Genomic DNA, 23380 nt, shown 5'->3' with positions numbered 1-23380 from the left:
AAATAAATATACTCGACTAACGGGTATAAAATTAACCGCATAGGCGTAATTGTGCATAGAATGTTTGAGGCCCACGGTACGTTAGATTTGTTCGTCAAAGATCGAATCTTACGACTAGAGGGAACTGGTCCTTGGAATCTTGAATCACTAGATGAATCTGGTGAGGAAGCTGATCCAATGATCGAACTGCTTGCTCAGGAACCTTGGGCGGTTCTTGTCATTATGCACGGCGAATGTATCTATGTGCACGCCGCAGGGCAACGCTTATCGGAGATTGTACGAGCTGAAAAGCAGCGGAATAGAATCGCCACTGCAATTTTAGTTAATGATTGTGATTCCCCCAATTTCGCCAAACAACATATTGGTGAGATTTATCAAAACGCTGGGGAACATTATGAGTTTTTTGATGATGTTGATACCGCAGAAATTTGGTTAAAACAACAGTTAGCTAAGGCTGCTAAAGATTAACCCTCCTATTTTTCCATAACTTATAACCCCAATGCCTTGTTTAGTTTGTGAATTGTCGTAATCTACGAATAATTATTTAAGTAGAGAAAACTGATGCATGAGTTTGAGTGGCAGCGTGCTGTTATAAAAGTCGGTAGCGCATTGATTGCGCCTGATGGTCAGCATTGCAGTGGACGTTATTTATTGGCAATCGCGCGTTTTATTACCGCAAGCCGAGAACAGGGCAAAGAAGTTATTTTGGTTTCTTCTGGCAGTGTTGCTGCTGGTCGCGGCAGTATTCCTATTCATCATCCCCCGTCTATTGCTGAAAAACAGGCAATGGCATCCATCGGGCAAATGCAGATGATGTCTAACTGGTCGCGCTTTTTTGATTTTCCCTGTGCCCAGTTATTGTTAACTTACGACGACTTACATAGCCGAACTCGCTATGTAAATATAAAAAATACATTACGCGAGCTGTTGAATCATCAAGCTTTGCCAATTGTGAACGAAAATGACACAGTGGCAGTGAATGAGCTCAAAGTAGGTGATAACGATAATTTAGGGGCTTATACAGCACTTATCGCCCAAGCTGACACTTTGATTATCTGTTCAGACGTTGACGGCCTATATGATCAAGATCCCCGTGCAAACCCTGATGCTAAATTGATATCAGAAGTACCTTGTATCGATGATAATACGTTTGCTTTAGCTGGTGGCGCGGGCACAAAAATGGGCACAGGTGGAATGATAACCAAACTCCAGGCTGCTCAAAAGTGCACACAAAGTGGTATTCAAACCCTAATAGTTAACGGTCAAAAAGGCGAAGTGTTTGATCAACTATTAGACGGAAAGATCCAAGGTACACGTTTTATTCCTGTTGCAAGTCGGGAAAATGCGCGGCGTCAATGGTTAAAACATACCTTAAAAAGTGGTGGCAAAATTGTCATTGACTCGGGCGCTAAAACGGCCATTCTTAACAAAGGAGCTTCCTTGTTGCCTAGTGGCATCGTCGACGTGATTGGTCAGTTCAGTTCCGGCGATGCAGTAACCATCGAGTATCAAAATAACGCACTTGCCAAGGGTTTGGCATTGTATAATTCATCTGATTTGAACAGTATAAAAGGGATGCGAAGCAGCAAAATCGAAAGTGTTCTAGGTTACACTTTTGGCGAAGCTGTGGTGCACAGAGATGATATGGTTCTGTTATAAAAAGTGAGTAAATTTATATGACATTTTCAATCGCTGCAGCAGCAGTGGCAGCAAAAAAAGCAGCACGAGCTTATTCGTCTTTAGGAAGTCAGGCAAAAAATGCCCTGCTGACAGAAATAGCCGATCAACTGATTGTGCAAAAAGAGCAGATTTTAAGTGCTAACCAAAAAGATCTGGATGCAGCCCAGGAAAATCAAATCGATGCATCTATGCAAGATCGCTTACGCTTAACCGAAGAGCGGCTGGAAGCCATTCGCAGCGCGGTACTTGAAATCGTTCAACAAGCTGATCCTGTGGGGGAAATTAGCCATGTCCAACAACGTCCAAGTGGAATTCGCGTCGGTAAAATGCGTATCCCTTTGGGTGTAATAGCAATGATTTATGAGTCTCGTCCGAATGTGACAATTGATGCCGCGGCATTGTGTCTTAAGGCCGGTAATGGGGTGATATTGCGTGGTGGTAAAGAAGCGATTCATTCAAATCTGGCATTGGCAAAATGCATTCAGGTGGCGTTAGAAAAACATCAATTAGACCCGAATGTGGTGGTGGTTGTCCCCAATACCGACCGCAGTGTAATGAATGAATTGATGACGTTAAATGATTCTATCGATTTGATTATTCCCCGAGGCGGAGAAGGTTTAATCCGTTTTGTTACTGAAAATAGTCGTATTCCGGTTATTCAACACTTTAAAGGTGTTTGTCATTTATATATTGATAAACAAGCAGATTTAAACAAAGGTTTATCGCTTCTCGAAAATGGCAAAACCCAGCGCACTAGCGTGTGTAATTCCCTAGAAACCTTACTGGTGCACCAATCTGTCGCCGACACCTTTTTACCAATGGCCGCCAAAATGTTGTCTGAGCATAAAGTGAAAGTGCATGCCTGTGAAAATAGCATCGGTTATTTTAAAGATGCCGAAGCAGCCACTGTGGATGATTGGCATGCCGAGTATTTAGCGCTGGAGATTGCAGTGCGCGTAGTGGAAGATTTTGATAAAGCGATTGAGCATATAGGTTTATACGGTTCTGGGCACACTGAAGTGATAGTGACCCAAGATTATTCTGCGGCCAATGAGTTTATTCGGATTGTCGATTCTGCTGTTGTTATGGCCAATGCGTCTTCACGCTTTTCAGATGGGGGTGAATTAGGTTTAGGCGCGGAAATTGGTATTTCTACCAGTAAATTGCATGCCTACGGACCAATGGGGGCCGAATCCTTAACCACTGAAAAGTTTGTGGTTTATGGTGACGGTGAAATCCGCGGTTAATATTGCGTTTTTGAGTATCTAGCATGCACAGGAACTCACCTGAAACTTGGATGTTTGTGCTATTCATTATTGCCATTGTAGTGGTCCCAATCCTAGTAGGATTGGGGTTCTTCAAACTCTATCGACTGCTAAAACCTTTCCCTGAAACGCGGCAGCAACCCACTTCTTTTACCTTTGATGCGCCGTGTGATGGCTTTTTCAAATGCACTTTTGTAGGGTGGTTAATTTGCGCGCCGCTTTTCTATTTAGTCTATTCCTATTTATAGCCTTGGCTTACTCTTAATGGCTACTTTGCGGCATTTCGATGCCACTGGTTTCTTGCAGCATTGCATGGAAAAAACTAATCGCATTGAGATAATCTTGCACTGGTAGTTGTTCATTTATGCCGTGAAAGCGTGTTAAACCTTCTGGATTTAAGCGCACCATCATAAAACGATAAACGTTATCTGACAGACTTGTGAAATAGCGTGAGTCTGTACCGCCAACGACTAAATAGGGCGCCACTAGTACATCGTTATCGAGCTGACGTATATGCTTTTCGATTAACTTAAAACCAACGCTATCTGTGGGTGAAACCCCTGAAGGGTTAATGCCCATAAAGTCGCTAATCAATACGCGTTCGTCATCAATGGCACTGATAACATGTTGTTTAACACTTTCAATGCTATCTCCAGGCAGGATTCGAAAATTAATCACTGCTGACGCTTGAGAGGGCAGAATATTAGATTTGGAGCTGCCGCTGGCCATGGTTGCTGCAATAGTTGTGCGGATGCTTGCGGCACTTGATGGTGTTTTTAGCATTACATTGCTTACAACAGGTTCTAATAACCACAAATTAGCCATAGGTAAACGACTGCTCAGTGGTGCGTGCGTAGCAACCGCATCAAAGGTCATTTTGCTAAATGTTAAATCGGTATCAAATTGGGCATTTTCTACTTTGACAATGGCTTCACTCAATATACCTAACGCTGTGTGTTCTGGTGGTTGCGAAGAATGCCCACCTTCGGAATTGACGGTTAGTCTGAGGTTTACAAATCCCTTTTCGGCAACGCCAACAATTGCTACAGGTTGTTCTATGCCCGGCATGATACCGTCGGTAATGGCGCCCCCTTCATCTAACACAAATTCAAACTCTACACCTTGTTGTTGTAAATATTCTGCAACTTTTACAGCGCCTTGACTGCCACCTATTTCTTCATCATGACCAAATGCTAAATAGATCCCTCGTTTAAAAGGCTTATTTTGTTGCAATAACAGTTCAATTGATTCCAGCAACGCAAATACCGTTACTTTGTCGTCTATGGTGCCTCTTCCCCATATAATATCGTCCACTACTGCGCCGCTAAAAGGCGGTTGTTGCCATTTATCTAGGGTTGCATCGTCTACTGGAACTACATCCATATGGCCCATAAATAGAGCTGGTTTGAGAGAGTTGTCTGTGCCAGGAAAATAATATAACAGGCTATGTTCACTAAATGTTTTTTGTTGGGAAGCTTGATGCACAAGTGGGTAACTTTGTTTGATGTGCTGCCTAAATTCAATGAAAGGCTGAGGATTAAATTGTGCTGGATCGTCGTGGGATATTGTTTTTATTTGGATGCCTTTGGCAAATCTCGCAACAGCGGCATCTGTATCTAAGGGTAACTCTTGTTTCGATTGTTTAATTTGTAGTTGGTTATCTTCAAATACAGTTTCTGAACGAATCCATAAAGTCACAGCGAGGATTACTAAAAGTAATACTAACAAACCTAACAACTTTTTCATTTTTTCAATTCCCTTTGTCAATTTAAACAATATTTCTAAACAGAATACTCTTTATTAGTCGCTTTTAAAACGTTTTGCTACTATGCCTACCTAGTCATTTTGCATGAGAGCCTTTGAGTGTCAAATATTCAACTTTTTATTAGCTGCACTTTAATTTGGGGCTCAACTTGGATAGCAATTACCTTTCAATTAGGTGAAGTAGACCCTGTATTGTCGGTCGCGTATCGATTTACTATCGCTTCCATTTTACTTGGGTGTGTGTGTTGGTTTAAAAAGCTGTCACTGAAATTACCCATGCATATCCATATAAAGATGGCCGCAGTGGGATTAAGCCTTTACACCCTCGACTACAGCTTTTTATATGAAAGTCAGAAATATTTAGTGAGCGCAGTGGTTGCGCTTATGAGTTCATGCATTATTTATATTAATGTCATTATGCGTCGTCTATTTTTAAAAAAGCCAATACGTTTAGAGGTAGTGCTTGGCGCAACTTTTGGCTTGCTGGGAATGGCGATGATTTTTGTGCCGCAATTTGAACATGCACAGACTCATATGTTTTTATCCCTTGGGATTACTCTGGCTTGTATTGCCTTTGTTTGCGCTGCATTTGGTAACGTGATTTCGGAACGCATACTTGACCATGGCACCCCAGTACTGCAAATGAATTTTTGGGCAATGACTTATGCGTTGGTGTTTTTGTATGGCTACGCTTTTTTAAATGGCGCTGAATTAGTCTTTCCTAGCTCAGTTGATTATTACCTTTCGCTTTTATTTCTAGCGGTGTTCGGCTCAGTCTTAGCATTTGGAGCATATATGAAGCTGGTACAGCAAATTGGCTCAGATAAGGCCGCTTATGTGGTGTTAATGTATCCTTTGGTCGCGTTGTTTATTTCCACTTTATTTGAAGGCTATCAGTGGCGATTGCCTGCTTTGATTGGTGTACTTGTGGTGTTACTGGGGAACGCCATAGCCATGGGGAAAGTGCCGCTGAGCATAGCCGCATTTAAGGCTCGTCAGATTAAAGATTAGGCATAAACAAACATAGCGCAGCCACTAACAAGATGAACTGCGCAGGTATTTGTGTTTTCAAAGGGAATTAATCTTTTTATTGAGCTCATAGGCGGGCTCTGTGACGATTTTTTCGAGCACTTGTATACGTTCTTTTAAGTCTTTAATTTCTTGATCTTTATGGTTGATAGTTGTTTTAAATTGCTGTTCTTTTGAGGTTTTAAATGGATTTTGTGTATCTCCATTGAACCAATCAATGAGTTTCCAGTTATGTTTGGTATCTAACCAAGCCGCAGCTATATATAAGGTTATACTGCCTAAGACCAGCAATGTGATTGTTAATCCGCTCATGTTCTTTTCCTATTATTAGTGGGTAATGATTTGTTCAGTTTGACCGTTGCGATATGTAAACTTCCATCGCTTTGGCTAACATTTTAACGCTGTTTTATTCACCGTTTAATGTTTTAGTCTTGGGCTTTTAAAAAACATTACAGATATTTGTAATATTTTTTGAAAGCGACACACTAATACATTAGTTTTTAAATATTTAGGTTGCAGGAATTACCGTTGAGCAAGGATTTTAATGCCATTGTTGCTGAATATGGGCCGCTACTGAGCCGAGTCGCATCAAGCTATGAGGCCAACCAACACTTGCAACAAGAGTTATTGCAAGAAATCAGCTTAGCGGTGTGGCAATCCTTGAAAGCCTTTAAGGGAAATAGCAGCCTTAAAACCTACATATTACGTGTTGCTCACAATAAAGCGGTAACCCACGTTGCTTATCACGCTAAACAACCCTTTAGTGAAAGTTATTGTGAGATCGAAAGCCCCCATTCTACCAATAACACCTCTCCTGAATCCCAATTAGCCGAGCAATCCAAAGTCACTTTATTGCTCAAGGCCGTACGCAAATTACCCATGCAATCAAGGCAAATAGTCACAATGTCAATGGAGGGGTTGGGGTACCAAGAAATTGCTGAGGTATGTGGCATAAGTCCAGTCAATGTGGGGGTTATTCTCAATCGCGCCAAAAAATCCTTAATGGAGACAATCAATCATGAATAATGACGACTTTGATTTAGACAAAATCTGGCAGCAACAAGATGTGGTTAAAGTCGACACGCAATCACTAAAACGACAGTGGTGGTTGATGAGAATGAAGCAATATCTGTATATTTTAATGGATGCGCTGGCGACAATCGCTGTGCCAATCGCGTTCTTCTTTTTTCCCAGAAAAATGTCTACCTTCGAAACAATTTGGATTTGGAGTATCTTTCTATTTATTTTTGTTTGGTTCTTTTATCTTGTATGGCTGCGACGCTTCTCTCTGGGCTTTAAATCTGAATCTGCAACAACCTCAGAGTTTATTGAGCGGGTAAAACTGCAATATCGGCAAAATATTAAAATTGCTTACGTCAACAAAGTACTTTGTTACTTCACGCCATTGTTCTTTATAAGTTATTTGCTAATCGCGTATTTTGGCGATTTCGTTGATCAACAAGAATTACTGCGAAAAGCAAAGTTAATGCTGATTCTGAACCTTGTTTGTATGCCATTGATATGGGTATGGATGCACAAAAGAGAGCTTAAGTTTAAACGTCTGTTGGTTGAGTTTGAATCTCAATGGACGAATCATTGAGGGAATTGATTTAATCTTACCCTTCCTTGGTTAACCTTAAGATCAATATGCTAAAAGTGATTCATTGATGCAATTGTCTAGTCGAACGGCGCTGACAAGAGCCCCTTTGCTAATCATCTGTTAAATCCTTTGATTACCTATAAGTTGTGAAAAATCATAAACTTTAGAACGTCATTATCGGATTATTTTCCTAGGCGATCTGCGTTGCTTTTTGTATCATGGCGTAACCTTGAGTTATAGGTAAATTCCCATGAATGAAATCGAACAGCTGTTAGAAAATAATCGCAAGTGGTCGGAAAGGACCACAAAGGTCACGCCGCATTTTTTTGAGTCATTGGCGCAACAACAAAATCCCAAATTTTTATGGATTGGCTGTTCTGATAGTCGAGTCCCTGCAAATCAGATAGTCGACTTACCCCCAGGCGAAGTTTTTGTGCATCGCAATGTGGCTAACCTAGTTGTGCACACTGATTTTAACTGTCTTTCGGTTTTGCAGTTCGCCATTGATGTGTTGAAAGTTGAACACGTCATTGTGTGTGGTCATTACGGTTGTGGCGGTATTGATGCGGCAATTCAAAAAGAGCCTCTAAATTTAAGCTTGGTAGACAACTGGTTGGGACACATTCGGGATATCGCCAGCAAACATGAAAAAGAGTTAAGTAAACTAAGTGGTGCTGCCAAATCGGCGCGACTCTGTGAAATCAATGTGCTTGAACAGACTGAAAATGTTAAGCGTAACTCAATTATAAGAGATGCCCTTGCCCGGGGACAGAAATTAAAGATTCACAGTTGGGTTTATAGCCTTAAAAATGGTTTGGTAACGGATTTGAGCGTAGATTAATCGTTGCTTCACAAATGAATTATTTTATCCATGACTTTTAGCAAGTACCAATTGGAAATGTGAACGCTATAATACGATTTTAATCTGGGTTATAGCGTTTGCCTTCAAATTGAAACTACTATTCCTATATAATTTCACTCATAACTCTATCTGTAACTGTCTATCTACAATTTTGTATGTAGCTTCTTTACAAAAAGGATTTAATTGTACTAATGACCACTGAAGAGATTGTCGAACACTCTAAACCTAAACTTGGATTGTTTGAGTTTGTTACCCTAATGGCATTTATGACATCGATTGTTGCTTTGAGTATCGATGCCATGCTGCCAGCACTCAATCAAATTGGCAGTGATTTAGGCAGTGAAAGTCCGCAATACACTCACATGATTATTTCCATCTTCTTTTTGGGAATGGCGTTTGGGCAACTCTATTATGGTCCCTACTCCGATACCAAGGGTCGAAGAGCGGCGATTCTTTCCGGTTTGATCGTTTTTGCTTTGGGTACGGTAATTTGTTTGTTTTCGCAATCAATGGAAATGTTGTTGCTTGGCCGAGTGATTCAAGCATTTGGTGTTTCTGGGCCCAGAATCGCCAGTATTGCACTAATTCGAGATCAATTTGAAGGCGAAGCCATGGCCAGAGTGATGTCGTTTATCATGATGGTATTTATCTTGGTTCCAATGATTGCACCGGCATTCGGTAAAGCAATATTGATTTTCGCATCTTGGCGCGAAATATTTATTTCATTCTTGATTATCGGTTTTGGTTTGGCGATATGGTTTTTCAGTCGTCAACCTGAAACCTTACCTAAATCAAAACGAAAGCCGTTTGCATTTTCCGACTTATGGGCATCAAGTAAGTATGTTCTGACTCACCGAGCTGTGATGATGTACACCTTGTCTATGGGCTGTATTTTTGGATCGTTCCTAGCTTATCTGAGTGCGTCTCAGACCATCTTTGAAGATTTTTACTCACAAGGGGATATGTTCCCCCTGATTTTCGCTGTACTGGCTTTCTCAATCGGCATTGCATCATTTATTAACGGTACTTTAGTGATGACAATGGGAATGCGTAAACTTTGCACCCTAGCGATTTACGGGACGATTGTAATGTCGACGATTTTTGTGCTTGCCACTTTACACTATCAAGGTCTGCCACCTTTGTTGGTCACTATCGTAATTATGTTTATTAATTTCTTCTTTATTGGTGTTCTGTTTGGCAATCTTAATTCACTGGCGATGATGCCATTAGGGCATGTGGCGGGCTTAGGAGCAGCGATTACAGGTTCACTTAGCAGTGCATTTGCCGTTCCCGTTGCTATGTTTATTGGCAGTTTTGTTAAAACTGACATTACGCCCATAGCAATTGGCTTTATGGTGTTTGGTTTGATTACGTTGATTTGCTTCCGATTTGCCGGAACTGGTGCTGAGCAAGCACCAGTTTGTAATACCCGTAAAATAACAAAATAGATAATGCTACATTCAATCTAACTGTTTTCTATTTTGTTACTTTTGATAGGTTGGAATTATTTGACTAGACGCACTATTGGAGAGGGTTTGACGTTTTCGACTATATCTACGACTCGAGGATGTCTTACGCCGTTTTTGACTTTATCATAAATTACATTTTTCATTTCTAAGGCTTGGCAGAATTTATAAAATGTTAGAAAGTCTTTTCGGGAAAAGTCATCATTCTCTCGGGTAAGTTGACTATCTATGTACATTGACTCCCCATTCGCTGTCAATGTCGCTAAAGCAGTGTAAGGCTCTCCATACTTTTTTACGCGAAGTGCTCTAACCATTTTCACTTCGAAGATCCAGTCGCCCATTTGAGTGAATCTTGATATTGATGAATTCATAGTGCTCTCCACTTAGAACATGTTTTATTATTATGATACCGCTATTTTCCTGCATCAAATGCAAAAAAAAGGCCAATGATTAAAAGCCCGATATATAACGCCTCGGGAAAATTCAATTAAATATTTTGTTTCTGATCAGAGACTAAAAAGTGTCTTCGAATCAATTTATGATTCAACTTAAGGTTACAAATTACGGCTTATTTTATGTAAATCAATAAATTAAATATTTTAACTTTAGTTTTTATTATTGTATCGCTTTAGCGACTATTTATTATTATCTGCTTTTATTGCTAAAAGAAGTTCGATCTTTTTGATCAAGACGTAGAGTTAATACGACTTTTAGTTACTTTTCCAGCCTAATTTCACTATTTTTGCCAAAAAAACTGGATTTTTTATTGTTCAAAACAATTCTTAAATATTTAAGGATAATAATTTTCTCACATTATTACGATAGATTAAAATATCATCAAGTATAAAACAAAGAAATCACATATTTTTAAATTATATACATTCTTAATCAGTAGTAGGTAATTACTCACACTAAGCTTATCGACTCTTCAAAATAGAAAAAGCCCGGTCAAATGACCGGGCAAAAAGGGCTTAGTTTTAAGCACCTAACGACAGAAACTGGTACTGTCATGACACTATGAATTAGGCAACATCAACAATTGCTTTCATATCTGTCATATATCCACGTAAAGTCTCACCTATGGCTTCAACTCCACTTGAACGAATAGCTTTGTTTGCTTCAACTAATGCTTTGTTGTCGACACTATTTGAAGTGTTACTTAGACCTTTACCGACTAACTCTGATGAGATAGTTGACATCAATTTTTCACGCAATAGTGGAACTGCAGCATTGGCGAACAAATAGTTGCCGTATTCAGCTGTATCGGAAATAACTACGTTCATTTCATACAAGCGCTTACGAGCAATTGTATTTGAGATAAGCGGTGTTTCATGTAACGACTCATAATAAGCTGATTCAGGTAGTATTCCTGCTTCGACCATTACATCAAATGCTAGTTCAACGCCTGATTTGATCATGGCAACTATAAAGATGCCTTTATCAAAGAAAGTTTGCTCATCAATCTTTCCTGAGTACTCAGGTGCATTCTCGAACGCACTCTGGCCCGTTTCTTCGCGCCATTTAAGAAGATTTGCGTCTCCATTTGCCCAATCTTCCATCATCGTTTTGGAGAACTCTCCACTGATGATGTCATCTTGGTGCTTCTCGAAAAGTGGACGTAACATTGCAGTTAATTGATTTGATAACTCAAATGCTTTCAACTTAGCTGGATTGCTTAAGCGATCCATCATATTGGTTACACCACCAATCTTAAGTGCTTCGGTAATGGTTTCTAATCCGAATTGAATTAGTGCACCAGCGTAGGCTGGATCCATACCGTCGGCAGTCATTTTTTCATAGGCAAGAATCGCAGCTGTTTGCTGCATTCCACACAAAATTGTTTGCTCACCCATTAGGTCAGATTTAACTTCGGCAACAAAAGATGATTCTAGAACACCGGCACGATCTCCACCTGTAGCAGAAGCTAATGCTTTGGCGATATCCCAGCCTTTGTTTTGAGGGTCGTTCTCAGGATGCACAGCAATCAGTGTTGGTACACCAAAACCACGCTTATATTCTTCACGTACCTCAGTACCCGGACATTTAGGTGCACACATTACCACTGTAATATCAGAGCGGATTTGTTGACCTTCTTCAACAATATTGAATCCGTGAGAGTAACCGAGTGTTGCGCCATCCTTCATAAGTGGCATAACAGCTTCAACAACACTTGAATGCTGTTTATCAGGTGTTAGGTTGTAAACAACATCTGCTTCTGGGATCAATTGCTGATAAGTACCCACTTCAAAACCATTACTGGTAGCGCGTTGGTATGAATCACGTTTTTCATCAATTGCAGCCTGACGCAATGCATAAGATATGTTCAAACCAGAATCACGCATGTTCAAACCTTGGTTTAAACCTTGAGCACCACATCCAACGATGACAATTTTTTGTCCTTTAAGCGCGTCGCAACCTGAAGCAAACTCACTTTTTTGCATGAATCTACAACGACCTAATTGGTCTAACTGCTGACGCAGAGATAATGTATTGAAGTAATTTGCCATTGTGTACCTACTGTCTTTTCAACTTATAAAAATATTCATTACCGTTGATAATTAGTGAACGGAAATATGTGTTTAATTCTTCTATCGAGTCAGTGACGACTTGTGATGAACAGAGTCTACTGCTTACGCTCTGTTGAATAAAATGATATATTCGCAATACAGTGTTGCAAAAAATGAAACGTTATGGATTTTCGCTCTTTACAATTATTCCAGCATCTCGCTCAGAGTTTACATTTTGGTAAAACCGCTAATGCGCTATTCGTCAGTCCATCGACCCTGAGCAGGGCAATCCAGCGCTTAGAAGAAGAGTGTGGCGCGGAACTGTTTTTACGGGATAACCGAAAGGTAAAAATGACTCTGGCTGGAGAGAAAATGTTGGCATTTAGTCAGGAGGTGTTATCGAATTGGCATAGTTTGAAAGCCGATCTTGATATGCTCAACCCTATGTTAACCGGTGAAATCAAGCTATATTGCTCAGTCACGGCTAGCCAAAGTCATTTGCCCACTATTTTAAATGTTTTTAGACAGAAACATCCGCAAGTCGAAGTACAGCTGACTACTGGGGATCCATGGTTATCCGTTTCAAAAGTCGCCAATAAAGAAGTGGATGTAGCCATTGCGATTTTTGCACCTGACATGCCTAAAGATATCAAGTTTCAACCTATAGATACTATTCCGCTGCTGTTAATTTCCCCTAAAGATTCGCAAATCACCAGTCTCGAACAGGTGGACTGGCGTGATCACAAAGTTGTTTTACCTGAAGGTGGACCTTCAAAGCGTATTGTTCATCATTGGTTTTCGGAAATGGGTATTCGACCTAAAGTGTATGGTACTGTCGGTGGCAATGAAGCGATAGTTAGTATGGTTGGGCTGGGTTGTGGGTTGGGCATTGTACCGCAAGTGGTCCTTGATAATTCCTTAGCGAGTCGGCGTGTTAATCGCATAAAAATTAACAATATCGAACCCTATCAACTTGGACTATGTTGTTTAAAGTCACGGCAATCGGAAACCTTAATTGAAGAGTTCTTTAATCAACCAGAGTTTCAGTAGCGCAATTCGTTGATGATATTGTCTAGCGCCCTATAGCCAAGGGCTTCTGCTAAATGAGTTCGAGTAATTTGCGGCTCTAAAGCTAAATCTGCAATAGTGCGTGCAACTTTAATAACTCGGTGAAACGCGCGCATCGATAAACCTAATTGTTCCACTGCAGATTGCAAAAATAAACGGTCTTCATGTTGTAGTGAGCAGTGAATGTCCATTTCATTATTCGTTAACTGAGCATTACACTTGCCAGCTCGTTCCATTTGCTGTTGCCTGGCATGAAGTACACGGGTTTTGATTTCAGCGCTGCTCTCAGCGGTGTTTTGAGCGCAAGAATACAACTCATTGTTGGCTAATTTTGGTACATCAACTTGCAAATCAATACGGTCTAAAAACGGACCAGAAATTCGATTAATGTACTTCAATACTTGTTCTGAAGTGCTTCTTCCATCCCGTAAACTGCCAGTTGGACTGGGATTCATCGCTGCTACCAGTTGAAATTGAGCTGGATACTTTACTTGTTTTGACGCGCGAGAAATGGAAACAAACCCAGATTCTATCGGTTGGCGAAGCACATCTAATACGCGGCGCTCGTACTCAGGCAGCTCATCTAAGAACAGCACACCATTATGGGCTAGGCTAATTTCACCGGGCTTAGGGTTGCCGCCTCCACCTACAAGGGCAATTGCCGAAGACGTATGGTGAGGCTGTCGAAATTTACGCAATCGCCAAGTTTTAGGGTCAACTTCGTGACCACTTATGGAATAGACGGTGGCAGTTTCTAAAGCTTGTTGTTGTGACATTTCCGGCAAAATTGTCAGTAAACGTTGGGCTAGCATGGTTTTGCCAGTGCCTGGCGGCCCTACAAAAAGGATGTTATGACTTCCAGCTGCGGCAATTTCTAATCCGCGCTTAGCCAACTGTTGGCCCTTAATATCTGCCATATCAAAATCATACTGCTGCGTGTTAGCGGTGGTTTGTGGTTGTTGTAAGGACACGGTTTGGCGACCAGATAAATGCAGATACAGTTGCGATAAGGTGTTAAAAGCTAAAACTTTACTATGTTGAATTAAGCATGCTTCTGATGCATTTTCGGTGGGTAAAATAGCTGTTCGTTTAGCATTATGGCAGGCATAGTTAAACGGCAGTGCGCCTGAGATAGGGCGAATGTCTCCTGTCAGCGCTAGCTCCCCTGCAAACTCAAAATGTTCTAAGTGTTCAATTGCAATCAAGCCGCTGGCAGCGATAATGCCGATCGCGATGGGGATATCGAAACGCCCGCCGTCCTTGGGTAAATCGGCTGGCGCTAAGTTTATTGTTATTCGTTTAGCAGGAAATTCAAAACCTGAATTGAGTAACGCACTTCTTACCCGCTCTTTAGATTCCCGTACCGCAGCATCTGCTAATCCTACCAAGTTAAATGCTGGCAAACCATTGGCTAGATGCACCTCAATACTTACCAGTGGCGCGTCTATGCCCACTGATGCCCGAGAGTATACAACGGCTAATGACATTTACATTTCCCTACGTACTGCCTAACTTATGTTATTAAACTAGAGAAAGTTTTTACTAAGTGCCAGAAAGCGAGGTCCAGTTTATAGTCTAGTTTTGAAATGCTTGGCTGGTTTAATCACAATATTTTCATTTACAACGATTAATCGACGCCTAAAGAATAATATATACCCTTTGAAAACTTGATTCTGCGGGGGGTTACATGATATTTCTATACAACAGTGACGATCTTATTAATATGAATACCATGTTTTATACAACTATCGAGCAAGTGTTGATTGTGATTATTGACGCGTGGGGGTTGCCCCAGCGAGGGTAGGTGTATTCTTAGTTTTGCCAAAACCCTCGCAATCAAACGCGGGGGTTTTTGTTTTTAAAGGCTTAAACAAAAACATATTTAATTAGTCGAAATGATTTTAATTTAGAGGGTTTTACCATGCCAAAGTTACGTTCATCCACAACCACTCAAGGTCGCAATATGGCCGGAGCCAGAGCTTTGTGGCGTGCCACTGGCATGAAAGATGGCGATTTTCACAAACCCATTATTGCCGTTTCTAACTCATTTACTCAGTTCGTTCCGGGACATGTGCATTTAAAAGATATGGGCCAATTGGTTGCTCGTAGCATCGAAGAAGCCGGTGGTGTTGCTAAAGAATTTAATACTATCGCCGTAGATGACGGTATCGCCATGGGTCATAGCGGGATGCTATACAGCTTGCCGTCGCGAGAAATCATCGCTGATTCGGTAGAGTATATGGTCAATGCCCATTGTGCCGATGCCATAGTGTGTATTTCTAATTGTGACAAAATCACCCCAGGAATGTTGATGGCGTCGATGCGCTTAAATATACCGGTAATCTTTGTCTCAGGCGGACCGATGGAAGCCGGCAAAACCAAGCTTTCAGATCAACTTATCAAATTGGACTTGGTAGACGCCATGGTCGCCGGTGTGGATGACAATGTAACTGATGACGAAAGTGACGAAGTGGAGCGTTCAGCTTGTCCTACTTGTGGCTCATGTTCAGGTATGTTCACGGCGAATTCGATGAACTGTTTGACCGAAGCCTTAGGTTTGTCGTTGCCAGGCAATGGCTCTATGTTAGCAACGCACGCGGACCGAGAAGGTTTATTCAAACAAGCTGGAAGACAAATTGTTGAGCTTTGTCGTCGTTACTACAAAGAAGATGACGAGTCTGTTTTGCCTCGCAATATTGCTAATTTTAAAGCGTTTGAAAACGCCATGAGTTTGGATATCGCCATGGGCGGTTCAACCAATACCATTTTGCATTTGTTGGCAGCCGCGGTAGAAGGTGAGATTCCATTTACCCTAGATGACATCGATCGCCTATCTCGTAAAGTTCCACATTTATGTAAAGTGGCACCATCTACACCTAAATACCATATGGAAGATGTTCACCGTGCCGGTGGCGTATTGGGAATTTTAGCTGAAATAAACCGCGCTGGTTTATTGCATGATGACTGTCCTCATGTGTTGGGCAAATCTATTGGTGAAGTTATCGCTGAGTGGGATATTACAAATCCGGCCAACGAAAAGGCGATCGAGTTTTATAAAGCAGGCCCTGCTGGTATCCGCACAACAAAAGCTTTTAGCCAAGATTGTCGTTGGCCTACCGCCGACACAGATCGCGAAGACGGCTGTATTCGTAATCGTGAGCATGCTTTCAGTGAGGAAGGTGGCTTAGCGGTTTTATTCGGCAATATTGCAGAAGATGGTTGTATTGTAAAAACCGCAGGTGTCGATGAGTCGATTCATAAATTTACTGGTCGTGCGCGTATTTTTGAAAGCCAAGATGATGCGGTTGCTGCTATTTTGGGTGATAAGGTAGTTGCCGGTGACGTTGTGATTATTCGTTACGAAGGTCCTAAAGGTGGTCCAGGGATGCAAGAGATGTTGTACCCAACCACTTATCTTAAAGCTAAAGGCCTAGGTAAATCTTGTGCGCTAATCACTGATGGCCGTTTCTCTGGTGGTACTTCAGGTTTATCTATTGGTCACTGTGCTCCAGAAGCAGCAAGTGGCGGTGGTATAGGGTTGGTTGAAGAAGGTGACACTATCATCATTGATATCCCTGCACGCAAAATTGGCGTAGATATCAGTGACGCTGAATTGCAAACTCGCCGTGATAACATGAATAACAGTGCTAAACCATGGAAGCCGGCAACCCGTCAACGCAAGGTTTCATTGGCACTTAAAGCGTATGCCTTGTTAGCCACCAGTGCCGATAAAGGCGGAGTACGTGATGCTTCAAAATTGGAAGATTAAATGAGTTTATCTGCTAATGATTATTTGAAGCGTATTCTACTGTCACCGGTGTATGACGTGGCAGTGAATAGCGAACTGAATCGGTTAACCAGTTTATCTACTGCTTTAGGTAATGAAATTTACTTGAAGCGTGAAGATCAACAACCGGTGAAGTCGTTTAAGCTGCGCGGTGCTTACAATAAATTATCTTGTTTGACTCAGCAGCAATTGCAGGCCGGCGTAGTGGCTGCGTCTGCAGGAAATCATGCTCAAGGTGTGGCTTATTCTGCCAAGATCAAAAAAATACAAGCCACAATAGTTATGCCGGAAACCACACCAGATATTAAAGTGGATGCGGTTAGACGTTTTGGTGGTGAGTATGCACACGTTGTGTTGCATGGCACCAGCTTCGATGAGGCAAAAGCCGAAGCGCTGCGCCTATCTGAAGTCAATGGTTACACTATGGTTGCGCCTTTTGATGATGAAGACGTGATTGTTGGTCAAGGAACCATTGGTAGAGAACTACTTGAGCAGTTACCTGACTTGGATATGCTATTCATTGCTGTCGGTGGTGGAGGTTTGGCTGCGGGTATCAGTGTTTACCTCAAGCAATTACGACCTGATTTGAAAATCATTGCGGTAGAATCTGATGAATCTGCATGTTTACAGGCTGCTTTGCAAGCTGGTGAACCTGTGGCGTTGCCATCGGTGGGTATTTTTGCTGATGGCGTGGCAGTGAAGACCATAGGTACAGAACCGTTCCGATTATGCCAACAATTTGTTGATGAAGTTATCACTGTCAATACGGATGAAATTTGTGCCGCAATCAAAGACATTTTTGATGATACTCGGGTAATAGCTGAACCAGCAGGTGCGTTATCTGTGGCTGGTATTCGAAAGTATCTCTCTCAACATTCAATTTCCGGTAAAAAAATTGGTGGCATATTGTGTGGCGCTAATATCAATTTTCATACCTTGCGATATGTGTCTGAGCGATGTGAACTGGGCGAACAAAAAGAAGCTGTTTTTGCGGTTAGAATCCCTGAACAAAAAGGTGAGTTCAAACGTTTTTGTGAGTTGCTAGGTGGCAGAACTATTACCGAGTTTAACTACCGTTATTCCAGTGATGGAGAAGCACATATATTCGTTGGGATAAAATTGCGCTTTGGACGGGAAGAGTATCATCAATTAGAAAAGCTGCTTACAGATAGTGGTTATCAATGTTTTGATTTGTCTGAAAATGAAATGGCAAAGTTACATGTGCGTTACATGGTAGGCGGCCGTCCTCCCACGTTACTCAATGAGCATATTTTCTCATTTGAGTTTCCAGAATATCCAGGGGCATTGATGAAATTTTTGAATACCCTTGGAGAGTCATGGAATATTACCTTGTTTCATTATCGGAATCATGGTGCAGCGGAAGGTTTAGTGCTTGCGGGCTTTGATTTACCCGAAGGCGCCAGAGCGGATTTTGACCAGCATTTAGATAAACTTGGCTACCAATATAATGAACAGACAAGTAATCCAGCTTATCAGTTCTTTTTATCCGATTTAGGCAAGTAATTGCGCTTGGTATAAAATAAAGGCTCCTAAGTAGGAGCCTTTATTATTTGTTGCCTAGCATATTAGTTTTGCAATGCGTAGAGCTTCTCTAGACGTTGAGCGATCTCTGGCGCAATCAAAGCAATGATATCTTGACGCAATTTTTCACTGGTTTCTGAATGTTGCAATTGCCCATCTTCGCTATCTGCTAAAAGTTGATTTTCCTTAAGTGCATTAACAAAGGTTGCTAACACGTTTTTATCGAAAAATTCAGGTGAACTAATACCATGGAGTGCGGCTAATCGTTCTGCAAATTTAGCACTTTGACGTTCTAATGCGGCACGACTCATTTTCTTTTCTTTGGCTAACAAAGATAACACTAGCGCATAACGCTGCAAGGTTTCTTGCACGCAGCGATTTAGCAACCACAGCGAATAAAAAGACTGCGCTGTTGGATGTGCAGGCGCCAAATTACCTCCGACGGTGACTATCATGCCCATTTCCAACATGCTTTCAATCAGACCTTCCACGTATTCCTGTGCTTGCTCAGGAGACATGTAAAGAAACCATTCACGTTGTAGCATTGGATACAAACGCATAATCAGATCAAGCAGCTTAGTTTTTTCGATTCCATTGTGCGCAAAAACGATAGCGGCAATTAATCCAGGAATGGCGAACAGGTGCAAAATATTATTGCGATAGTAAGTTAAGGTAACGGCATTGCGCTGCTCTAACGAAATAATCTTGCCAAAACTATCTTCAGATACATTCATTTTCCCTAGTTTCAGGGTTTGCTCTACAATTTCATGGCCGTTTTTGTCTGGTAAGCTAACCAGTTCACTGTAGGGGGATAACTTTAAGAGGTGAAGATAATCGTCGACTGCCTGCTCTAACTCTTTTTGGCCCATCGCGTTTTTCTTGGCAGAGAGCAAACACAATGCACACAGTGACATACCACTAATGGCTGCCGTTTGGTTGATTCGTACCATCACTTGGTTAGCAAGAATATTGACAGTGGGAGTAAGCCAACTGGGTTTTTTATCTACTTCACTATTTTGGGCGTCACGCCAGTTAGGTACTTGTTCATCAAGGAAGTTATTGAGCTGTATGGGTTCGCCAAAATTAAGAAATCCGTGGCCGTAATTCTTTAACTTTCTAACCACTGAAAACAGTCCAAAAACAGATTCTTTTTTCTTGGTATTGCCCTTTAGCTCACTTAGATAACTGCCTACTTCCATGACGTGTTCATATCCAATGTAAACCGGAACTATACTCACTGGACGATTCACTCCTTTGATCATCGCTTGTAACGTCATGGCCAACATACCCGTTTTCGGTGGTAACAACCTTCCTGTGCGGCTGCGTCCGCCTTCGGCATAATATTTAACTGAATACCCTTTGTTGAATAATAGCTCTAGATATTCACGGAACACGCTAGTATAGAGTTTATTACCGGCAAAACTGCGGCGTAGAAAGAAAGCCCCACCCTTTCGGAAAATCCCGCCCACAGGCCAAAAGTTTAGATTAATACCTGCAGCGATATGCGGTGTCACTAACCCTTGATGGTAAATTGCGTAGGTTAACAGCAGATAATCCATGTGGCTGCGGTGGCAGGGAACGTAAATAATTTCATGGCCATTTTGTGCCAATTTTCTCACTTTGTCGGCGTGGCCAACTTCGATCCCATCGTATATTTTGTTCCAAATACGGGTTAATACCCTGTCTCCAAAGCGGATCAAACCTTCACGATAATCTGCAGCAATTTCGTTTATATAAGATTTAGCGTTTGCTTTGGCTTTAGACAAAGGAATTTTCTTTTGTCTAGATTCTTCGTTGATTGCATTGATAACTGACACAGAACCAAGAATCGAATTGTATAACTCTTGTTTTTCTAACAGCATTGGGCCGTTAAATGCTTGTCTTTTGCGGTGAAAGTGGGTGCCTGCTAGGCGAATTAATTTGTGCGCGATTTCAGACTCAGTACCAGGTAATTTGGTCATGTCTTTAGACGATACAGCTTTACTATAAGACACGAAATTATCGCGACCTAAAAATAACACGATAAAAAATTTGCGTAACCAACTCGGTGATGCCTTGTCGGCTAACAGATCTGCTAATCCGTTGGATTTTCTGCCTGGTGCGCGACCCCAAAAAACAGTAACCGGCACAATTTGTAAATCGAGATCTGCGTTGTCTTTGTGAAGTTGAAATAAATGGGTTAAATCTGCTGCTATTTTGGTTCCTTTGATCTTCCTACCAATAACAGATTGAGGTTGCTCAAGAAATACACTGGCGCTGTGCTCTTCTCCACCTATGAGAATTTTCTTGGTAGGGCTGGGTAAGTCCACTTTCTTAGTCGACATTTTAAGCGCAAGTTGGTCAGTAATAGAGTGAGTTCTGAGCAAGTAAACTATAGGTTTACTTTTATCTATACCCAGCTCACTTTCAATGTCTGTTGGAATACTATTGACTTTGACCAGCCATTTTACGGGAAAAGCAAAAATCGAAAGCAGCAAATTATGCAGCCAATCCATATTATATAACACCTTGAGGTTTCGAAATCGTTAAAAGCATAGCATGAAGAACGGAATTCTGTTCATGTTTGCACACCAAAACACGCAGACTAACGACTCTTGAGTCGTACTGCTATTTTATATTGTTAGCGCATCTAAAGTCATCTTGTTTAGTAGCATTATCATATTTCAAATCAATTTCTATTAACTTCGCAATTGTCAGAAAATACTTCCGGTAATAAAAATATCCAATATGAGGTTTGGCTTAATATTTTGTCAGTTAATTTTACACATCAAAGTAGTGATTTAAATTCATTCAATCTAACTTGCTGAAAAGTATTGAGTTTACATTTAGGCATAAAGTGTGCTTACTTTTTGCACAGTTGCAGGATGTATCTATAAAAAGATTCAAAAATTGAGTTCCTAATAATGGAGAAAGGGTCAATGAATAAAAAAATGATAAAAAGTGTAAGTTCTTTGCTTTTAACAGGAGCACTCGCATTTTCTTCTACTATTTCTAACGCAGCAGAGATTCTAGTAGTCGATGAGGGAGGTCGTTTATCCGGCGGTGGTTGGACAGACTTATTCCAAACTACTTTTGGCGATAATCTAACAGTGATTAATAGTTGGGGTGTTGCGCCAACGGATATGTCAGCCTATGATATTGTATGGGATGGCGGATTTTTATCTGATCCAGGGGCAGCCATCGGTCAAAATGTTATCGACTTCGTTAACGGCGGTGGTGGTTTCTACGGTCAAACTGAACGACCTTGCTGTGAAACTCATAATGATTGGGTACAAAATATTTTCTCAACGCTTACTGGTGATGTTGCGATGCAGTTTGGCGGTGCAGGTGATTCTACTTCAAGCGAAACAGGTACTTTCCTAACACCTGATACGACTATTCTGGTTGGACCTAACGATATTCGTAATACGACATTTGATATCGACGCACCTGGACAATTATTTGTATCAGATCCTTCTAAAGTGTTTGCAGCCCAAGTAGCTGCAGACGGTTTTAACATTGGTGTTGCTTATGCCACGTCTGATTTAGTAAACAATGCAGGTCGTATCGTAACGATCAGTGATATTGACTGGCTAACTGGAATTTCTACAGAAGAAGCGCTTGCTTTAGAAAATATTCGTTCGTTTTTATTAGCGGGTGAGTCACTTCCTCCTGGTTGTGGTCAAGACCCAACTTTGCCTGAATGTCAGAACCCAGGTGTACCTGTTCCTGAACCTTCAACATTAGGTGTGTTGGCTTTAGGACTATTCGGTTTGAGAATGGCTTCACGTAGAACATAATTAATTCGATATATTTGTTAGAATATAAGAGGTTACTTTTAAGTAGCCTCTTTTTTTGTATCAATTTAATTTATTCTTAGATTAAAACATCAATCAACAAACAAAGTTTGTTTTATCTTCGTAACTGTATATACTAACAGTTAAACTGTATAGAAAAACAGGCTGTTTATGCGTCCACTAACTCCACGACAAAGCGAAATTCTCGAATTAATTAAAGCCACTATGTTGGCTACAGGTATGCCACCTACCCGTGCTGAAATTGCGCGACAATTAGGTTTTAAATCAGCTAATGCGGCAGAAGAGCACTTAAAAGCTCTGGCGCGTAAGGGGGTCATTGAAATTCTACCTGGCACATCTAGAGGGATTAAACTTAATGTTCCCCTAGAAGATGATTTGGAAGAAGTTGGCTTACCTTTGATTGGCCGTGTTGCTGCGGGTGAACCTATACTGGCGGAAGAGCATGTTGAATGTCATTACAAAGTCGATCCTGATCTATTTAAACCCAGTGCCGATTTTTTGCTTAGAGTAAGCGGTATGAGTATGAAGGATATCGGCATTTTGGATGGTGACCTGCTGGCAGTTCATCGTACAACCGATGTTCACAATGGTCAGGTAGTTGTGGCAAGAGTCGATGAAGACGTTACTGTTAAACGTCTTGAAAAGCGTGGTAGAGAAGTGATTCTGCATGCTGAAAACGATGAATTTAACCCTATTAAAGTGGATCTAGCGTCGCAACCTTTTAATATTGAAGGTATTGCTGTGGGCGTTATTCGCAACGCTGATTGGATGTAATTACGCGGTTGATTGCAAAGTTCTTTAAAAAAGGTGACCTATTTGGTCACCTTTTTTATTATTTTGAATGTTAGTTTTCTAAAACTGCGAACCACGATTTCTCTATTTTGTATTCTGCCAGTGAATACATTTTCTGTTCAAAAAATATCCTAAAAAATCCATTTCAGAATGTCTAGTTATTCTCCGAGCGAGCATTTTTGTTTTTTGCGGATGGAAAATTACCGATTTTAATATCTTTA

19 protein-coding genes are annotated in these 23380 nt (G+C 41.1%); 13 read left to right on the top strand and 6 right to left on the bottom strand.

The window, feature by feature from the left end; all coding sequences use genetic code 11:
• Positions 1-51: 51 nt before the first annotated feature.
• The 3 genes from VUI23_RS20870 (at position 52) to VUI23_RS20860 (ending at position 2927) form a co-directional block, all read left to right on the top strand.
• Positions 52-468: a hypothetical protein gene (locus tag VUI23_RS20870; protein WP_216047755.1), complete on the top strand. Its 417-nt coding sequence runs from the start codon at positions 52-54 to the stop codon at positions 466-468.
• 93 nt (positions 469-561) lie between these two features.
• Positions 562-1659, top strand: coding sequence for a glutamate 5-kinase (proB, locus tag VUI23_RS20865; protein ID WP_216047756.1), 1098 nt, complete (start codon positions 562-564; stop codon positions 1657-1659).
• A gap of 17 nt (positions 1660-1676) precedes the next feature.
• Complete coding sequence (locus VUI23_RS20860; protein WP_216047757.1) at positions 1677-2927, top strand: glutamate-5-semialdehyde dehydrogenase; 1251 nt, start codon at positions 1677-1679, stop codon at positions 2925-2927.
• 279 nt (positions 2928-3206) lie between these two features.
• On the opposite strand, the gene VUI23_RS20855 is transcribed toward VUI23_RS20860, so the two are convergent.
• A complete protein-coding gene (locus VUI23_RS20855) occupies positions 3207-4691 on the bottom strand; it encodes a M20 family peptidase (protein ID WP_342805887.1) in 1485 nt (494 codons plus the stop codon).
• 117 nt (positions 4692-4808) lie between these two features.
• Between VUI23_RS20855 and VUI23_RS20850 the strand changes: the two genes are divergently transcribed.
• The gene (locus VUI23_RS20850) at positions 4809-5720 is read left to right on the top strand and encodes an EamA family transporter (RefSeq protein ID WP_216047759.1); all 912 of its coding nucleotides are present in this window, start codon (positions 4809-4811) and stop codon (positions 5718-5720) included.
• A 57-nt stretch (positions 5721-5777) separates the two neighbouring features.
• Here VUI23_RS20850 and VUI23_RS20845 read toward each other — a convergent pair whose 3' ends face one another.
• The gene (locus VUI23_RS20845; protein WP_342805885.1) at positions 5778-6050 is read right to left on the bottom strand and encodes a hypothetical protein; all 273 of its coding nucleotides are present in this window, start codon (positions 6048-6050) and stop codon (positions 5778-5780) included.
• A 216-nt stretch (positions 6051-6266) separates the two neighbouring features.
• On the opposite strand from VUI23_RS20845, the gene VUI23_RS20840 reads away from it, so the two are divergent.
• The 4 genes from VUI23_RS20840 (at position 6267) to VUI23_RS20825 (ending at position 9648) form a co-directional block, all read left to right on the top strand.
• Positions 6267-6764, top strand: a complete 498-nt coding sequence (locus tag VUI23_RS20840; protein WP_216047761.1) for a sigma-70 family RNA polymerase sigma factor — start codon at positions 6267-6269, stop codon at positions 6762-6764.
• Complete coding sequence (locus VUI23_RS20835; protein WP_216047762.1) at positions 6757-7338, top strand: hypothetical protein; 582 nt, start codon at positions 6757-6759, stop codon at positions 7336-7338. Before VUI23_RS20840 ends, VUI23_RS20835 begins: the two co-directional genes overlap by 8 nt.
• 250 nt (positions 7339-7588) lie before the next feature.
• Positions 7589-8179 (top strand): carbonate dehydratase, encoded by a 591-nt coding sequence (gene can / locus VUI23_RS20830; RefSeq protein WP_216047763.1) that lies wholly within the window; start codon positions 7589-7591, stop codon positions 8177-8179.
• A gap of 212 nt (positions 8180-8391) precedes the next feature.
• Positions 8392-9648, top strand: coding sequence for a multidrug effflux MFS transporter (locus tag VUI23_RS20825; protein WP_303500266.1), 1257 nt, complete (start codon positions 8392-8394; stop codon positions 9646-9648).
• 56 nt (positions 9649-9704) lie between these two features.
• On the opposite strand, the gene VUI23_RS20820 is transcribed toward VUI23_RS20825, so the two are convergent.
• Together VUI23_RS20820 and ilvC are read right to left on the bottom strand one after the other, a co-directional pair.
• Positions 9705-10037 carry a hypothetical protein gene (locus VUI23_RS20820; RefSeq protein ID WP_008846084.1) on the bottom strand — a complete coding sequence of 111 codons (333 nt, stop codon included), beginning with the start codon at positions 10035-10037 and terminating at the stop codon, positions 9705-9707.
• Between the two features lie 651 nt (positions 10038-10688).
• Positions 10689-12173: a ketol-acid reductoisomerase gene (ilvC, locus tag VUI23_RS20815; RefSeq protein ID WP_216047765.1), complete on the bottom strand. Its 1485-nt coding sequence runs from the start codon at positions 12171-12173 to the stop codon at positions 10689-10691.
• A 183-nt stretch (positions 12174-12356) separates the two neighbouring features.
• Here ilvC and ilvY point away from each other — a divergent pair, with 183 nt between their 5' ends.
• Positions 12357-13223, top strand: a complete 867-nt coding sequence (ilvY, locus tag VUI23_RS20810; protein ID WP_216047766.1) for an HTH-type transcriptional activator IlvY — start codon at positions 12357-12359, stop codon at positions 13221-13223.
• Here the strand turns inward: ilvY and VUI23_RS20805 are convergent.
• A complete protein-coding gene (locus VUI23_RS20805; protein WP_342805883.1) occupies positions 13217-14728 on the bottom strand; it encodes a YifB family Mg chelatase-like AAA ATPase in 1512 nt (503 codons plus the stop codon). The genes ilvY and VUI23_RS20805 overlap by 7 nt on opposite strands.
• A 434-nt stretch (positions 14729-15162) precedes the next feature.
• Between VUI23_RS20805 and ilvD the strand changes: the two genes are divergently transcribed.
• Together ilvD and ilvA are read left to right on the top strand one after the other, a co-directional pair.
• Positions 15163-17010, top strand: a complete 1848-nt coding sequence (ilvD, locus tag VUI23_RS20800; protein ID WP_216047768.1) for a dihydroxy-acid dehydratase — start codon at positions 15163-15165, stop codon at positions 17008-17010.
• On the top strand, positions 17011-18552 hold the full coding sequence (gene ilvA, locus VUI23_RS20795) for a threonine ammonia-lyase, biosynthetic (RefSeq protein ID WP_216047769.1): 1542 nt from the start codon (positions 17011-17013) through the stop codon (positions 18550-18552).
• Between the two features lie 62 nt (positions 18553-18614).
• Here ilvA and plsB read toward each other — a convergent pair whose 3' ends face one another.
• Positions 18615-21065, bottom strand: a complete 2451-nt coding sequence (plsB, locus tag VUI23_RS20790) for a glycerol-3-phosphate 1-O-acyltransferase PlsB (protein WP_216047773.1) — start codon at positions 21063-21065, stop codon at positions 18615-18617.
• Positions 21066-21488: 423 nt separating this feature from the next.
• Between plsB and VUI23_RS20785 the strand changes: the two genes are divergently transcribed.
• Together VUI23_RS20785 and lexA are read left to right on the top strand one after the other, a co-directional pair.
• On the top strand, positions 21489-22349 hold the full coding sequence (locus VUI23_RS20785) for a PEP-CTERM sorting domain-containing protein (protein ID WP_342805880.1): 861 nt from the start codon (positions 21489-21491) through the stop codon (positions 22347-22349).
• Between the two features lie 168 nt (positions 22350-22517).
• Positions 22518-23141, top strand: a complete 624-nt coding sequence (lexA, locus tag VUI23_RS20780; protein ID WP_216047774.1) for a transcriptional repressor LexA — start codon at positions 22518-22520, stop codon at positions 23139-23141.
• Positions 23142-23380: the final 239 nt, after the last annotated feature.

It is taken from the genome of Alteromonas sp. M12, assembly GCF_037478005.1.
Lineage (GTDB): Bacteria > Pseudomonadota > Gammaproteobacteria > Enterobacterales > Alteromonadaceae > Aliiglaciecola > Aliiglaciecola lipolytica_A.
Note: the sequence above shows the minus strand (reverse complement) of the source record. Positions and strands in the feature narration are given on the sequence as shown.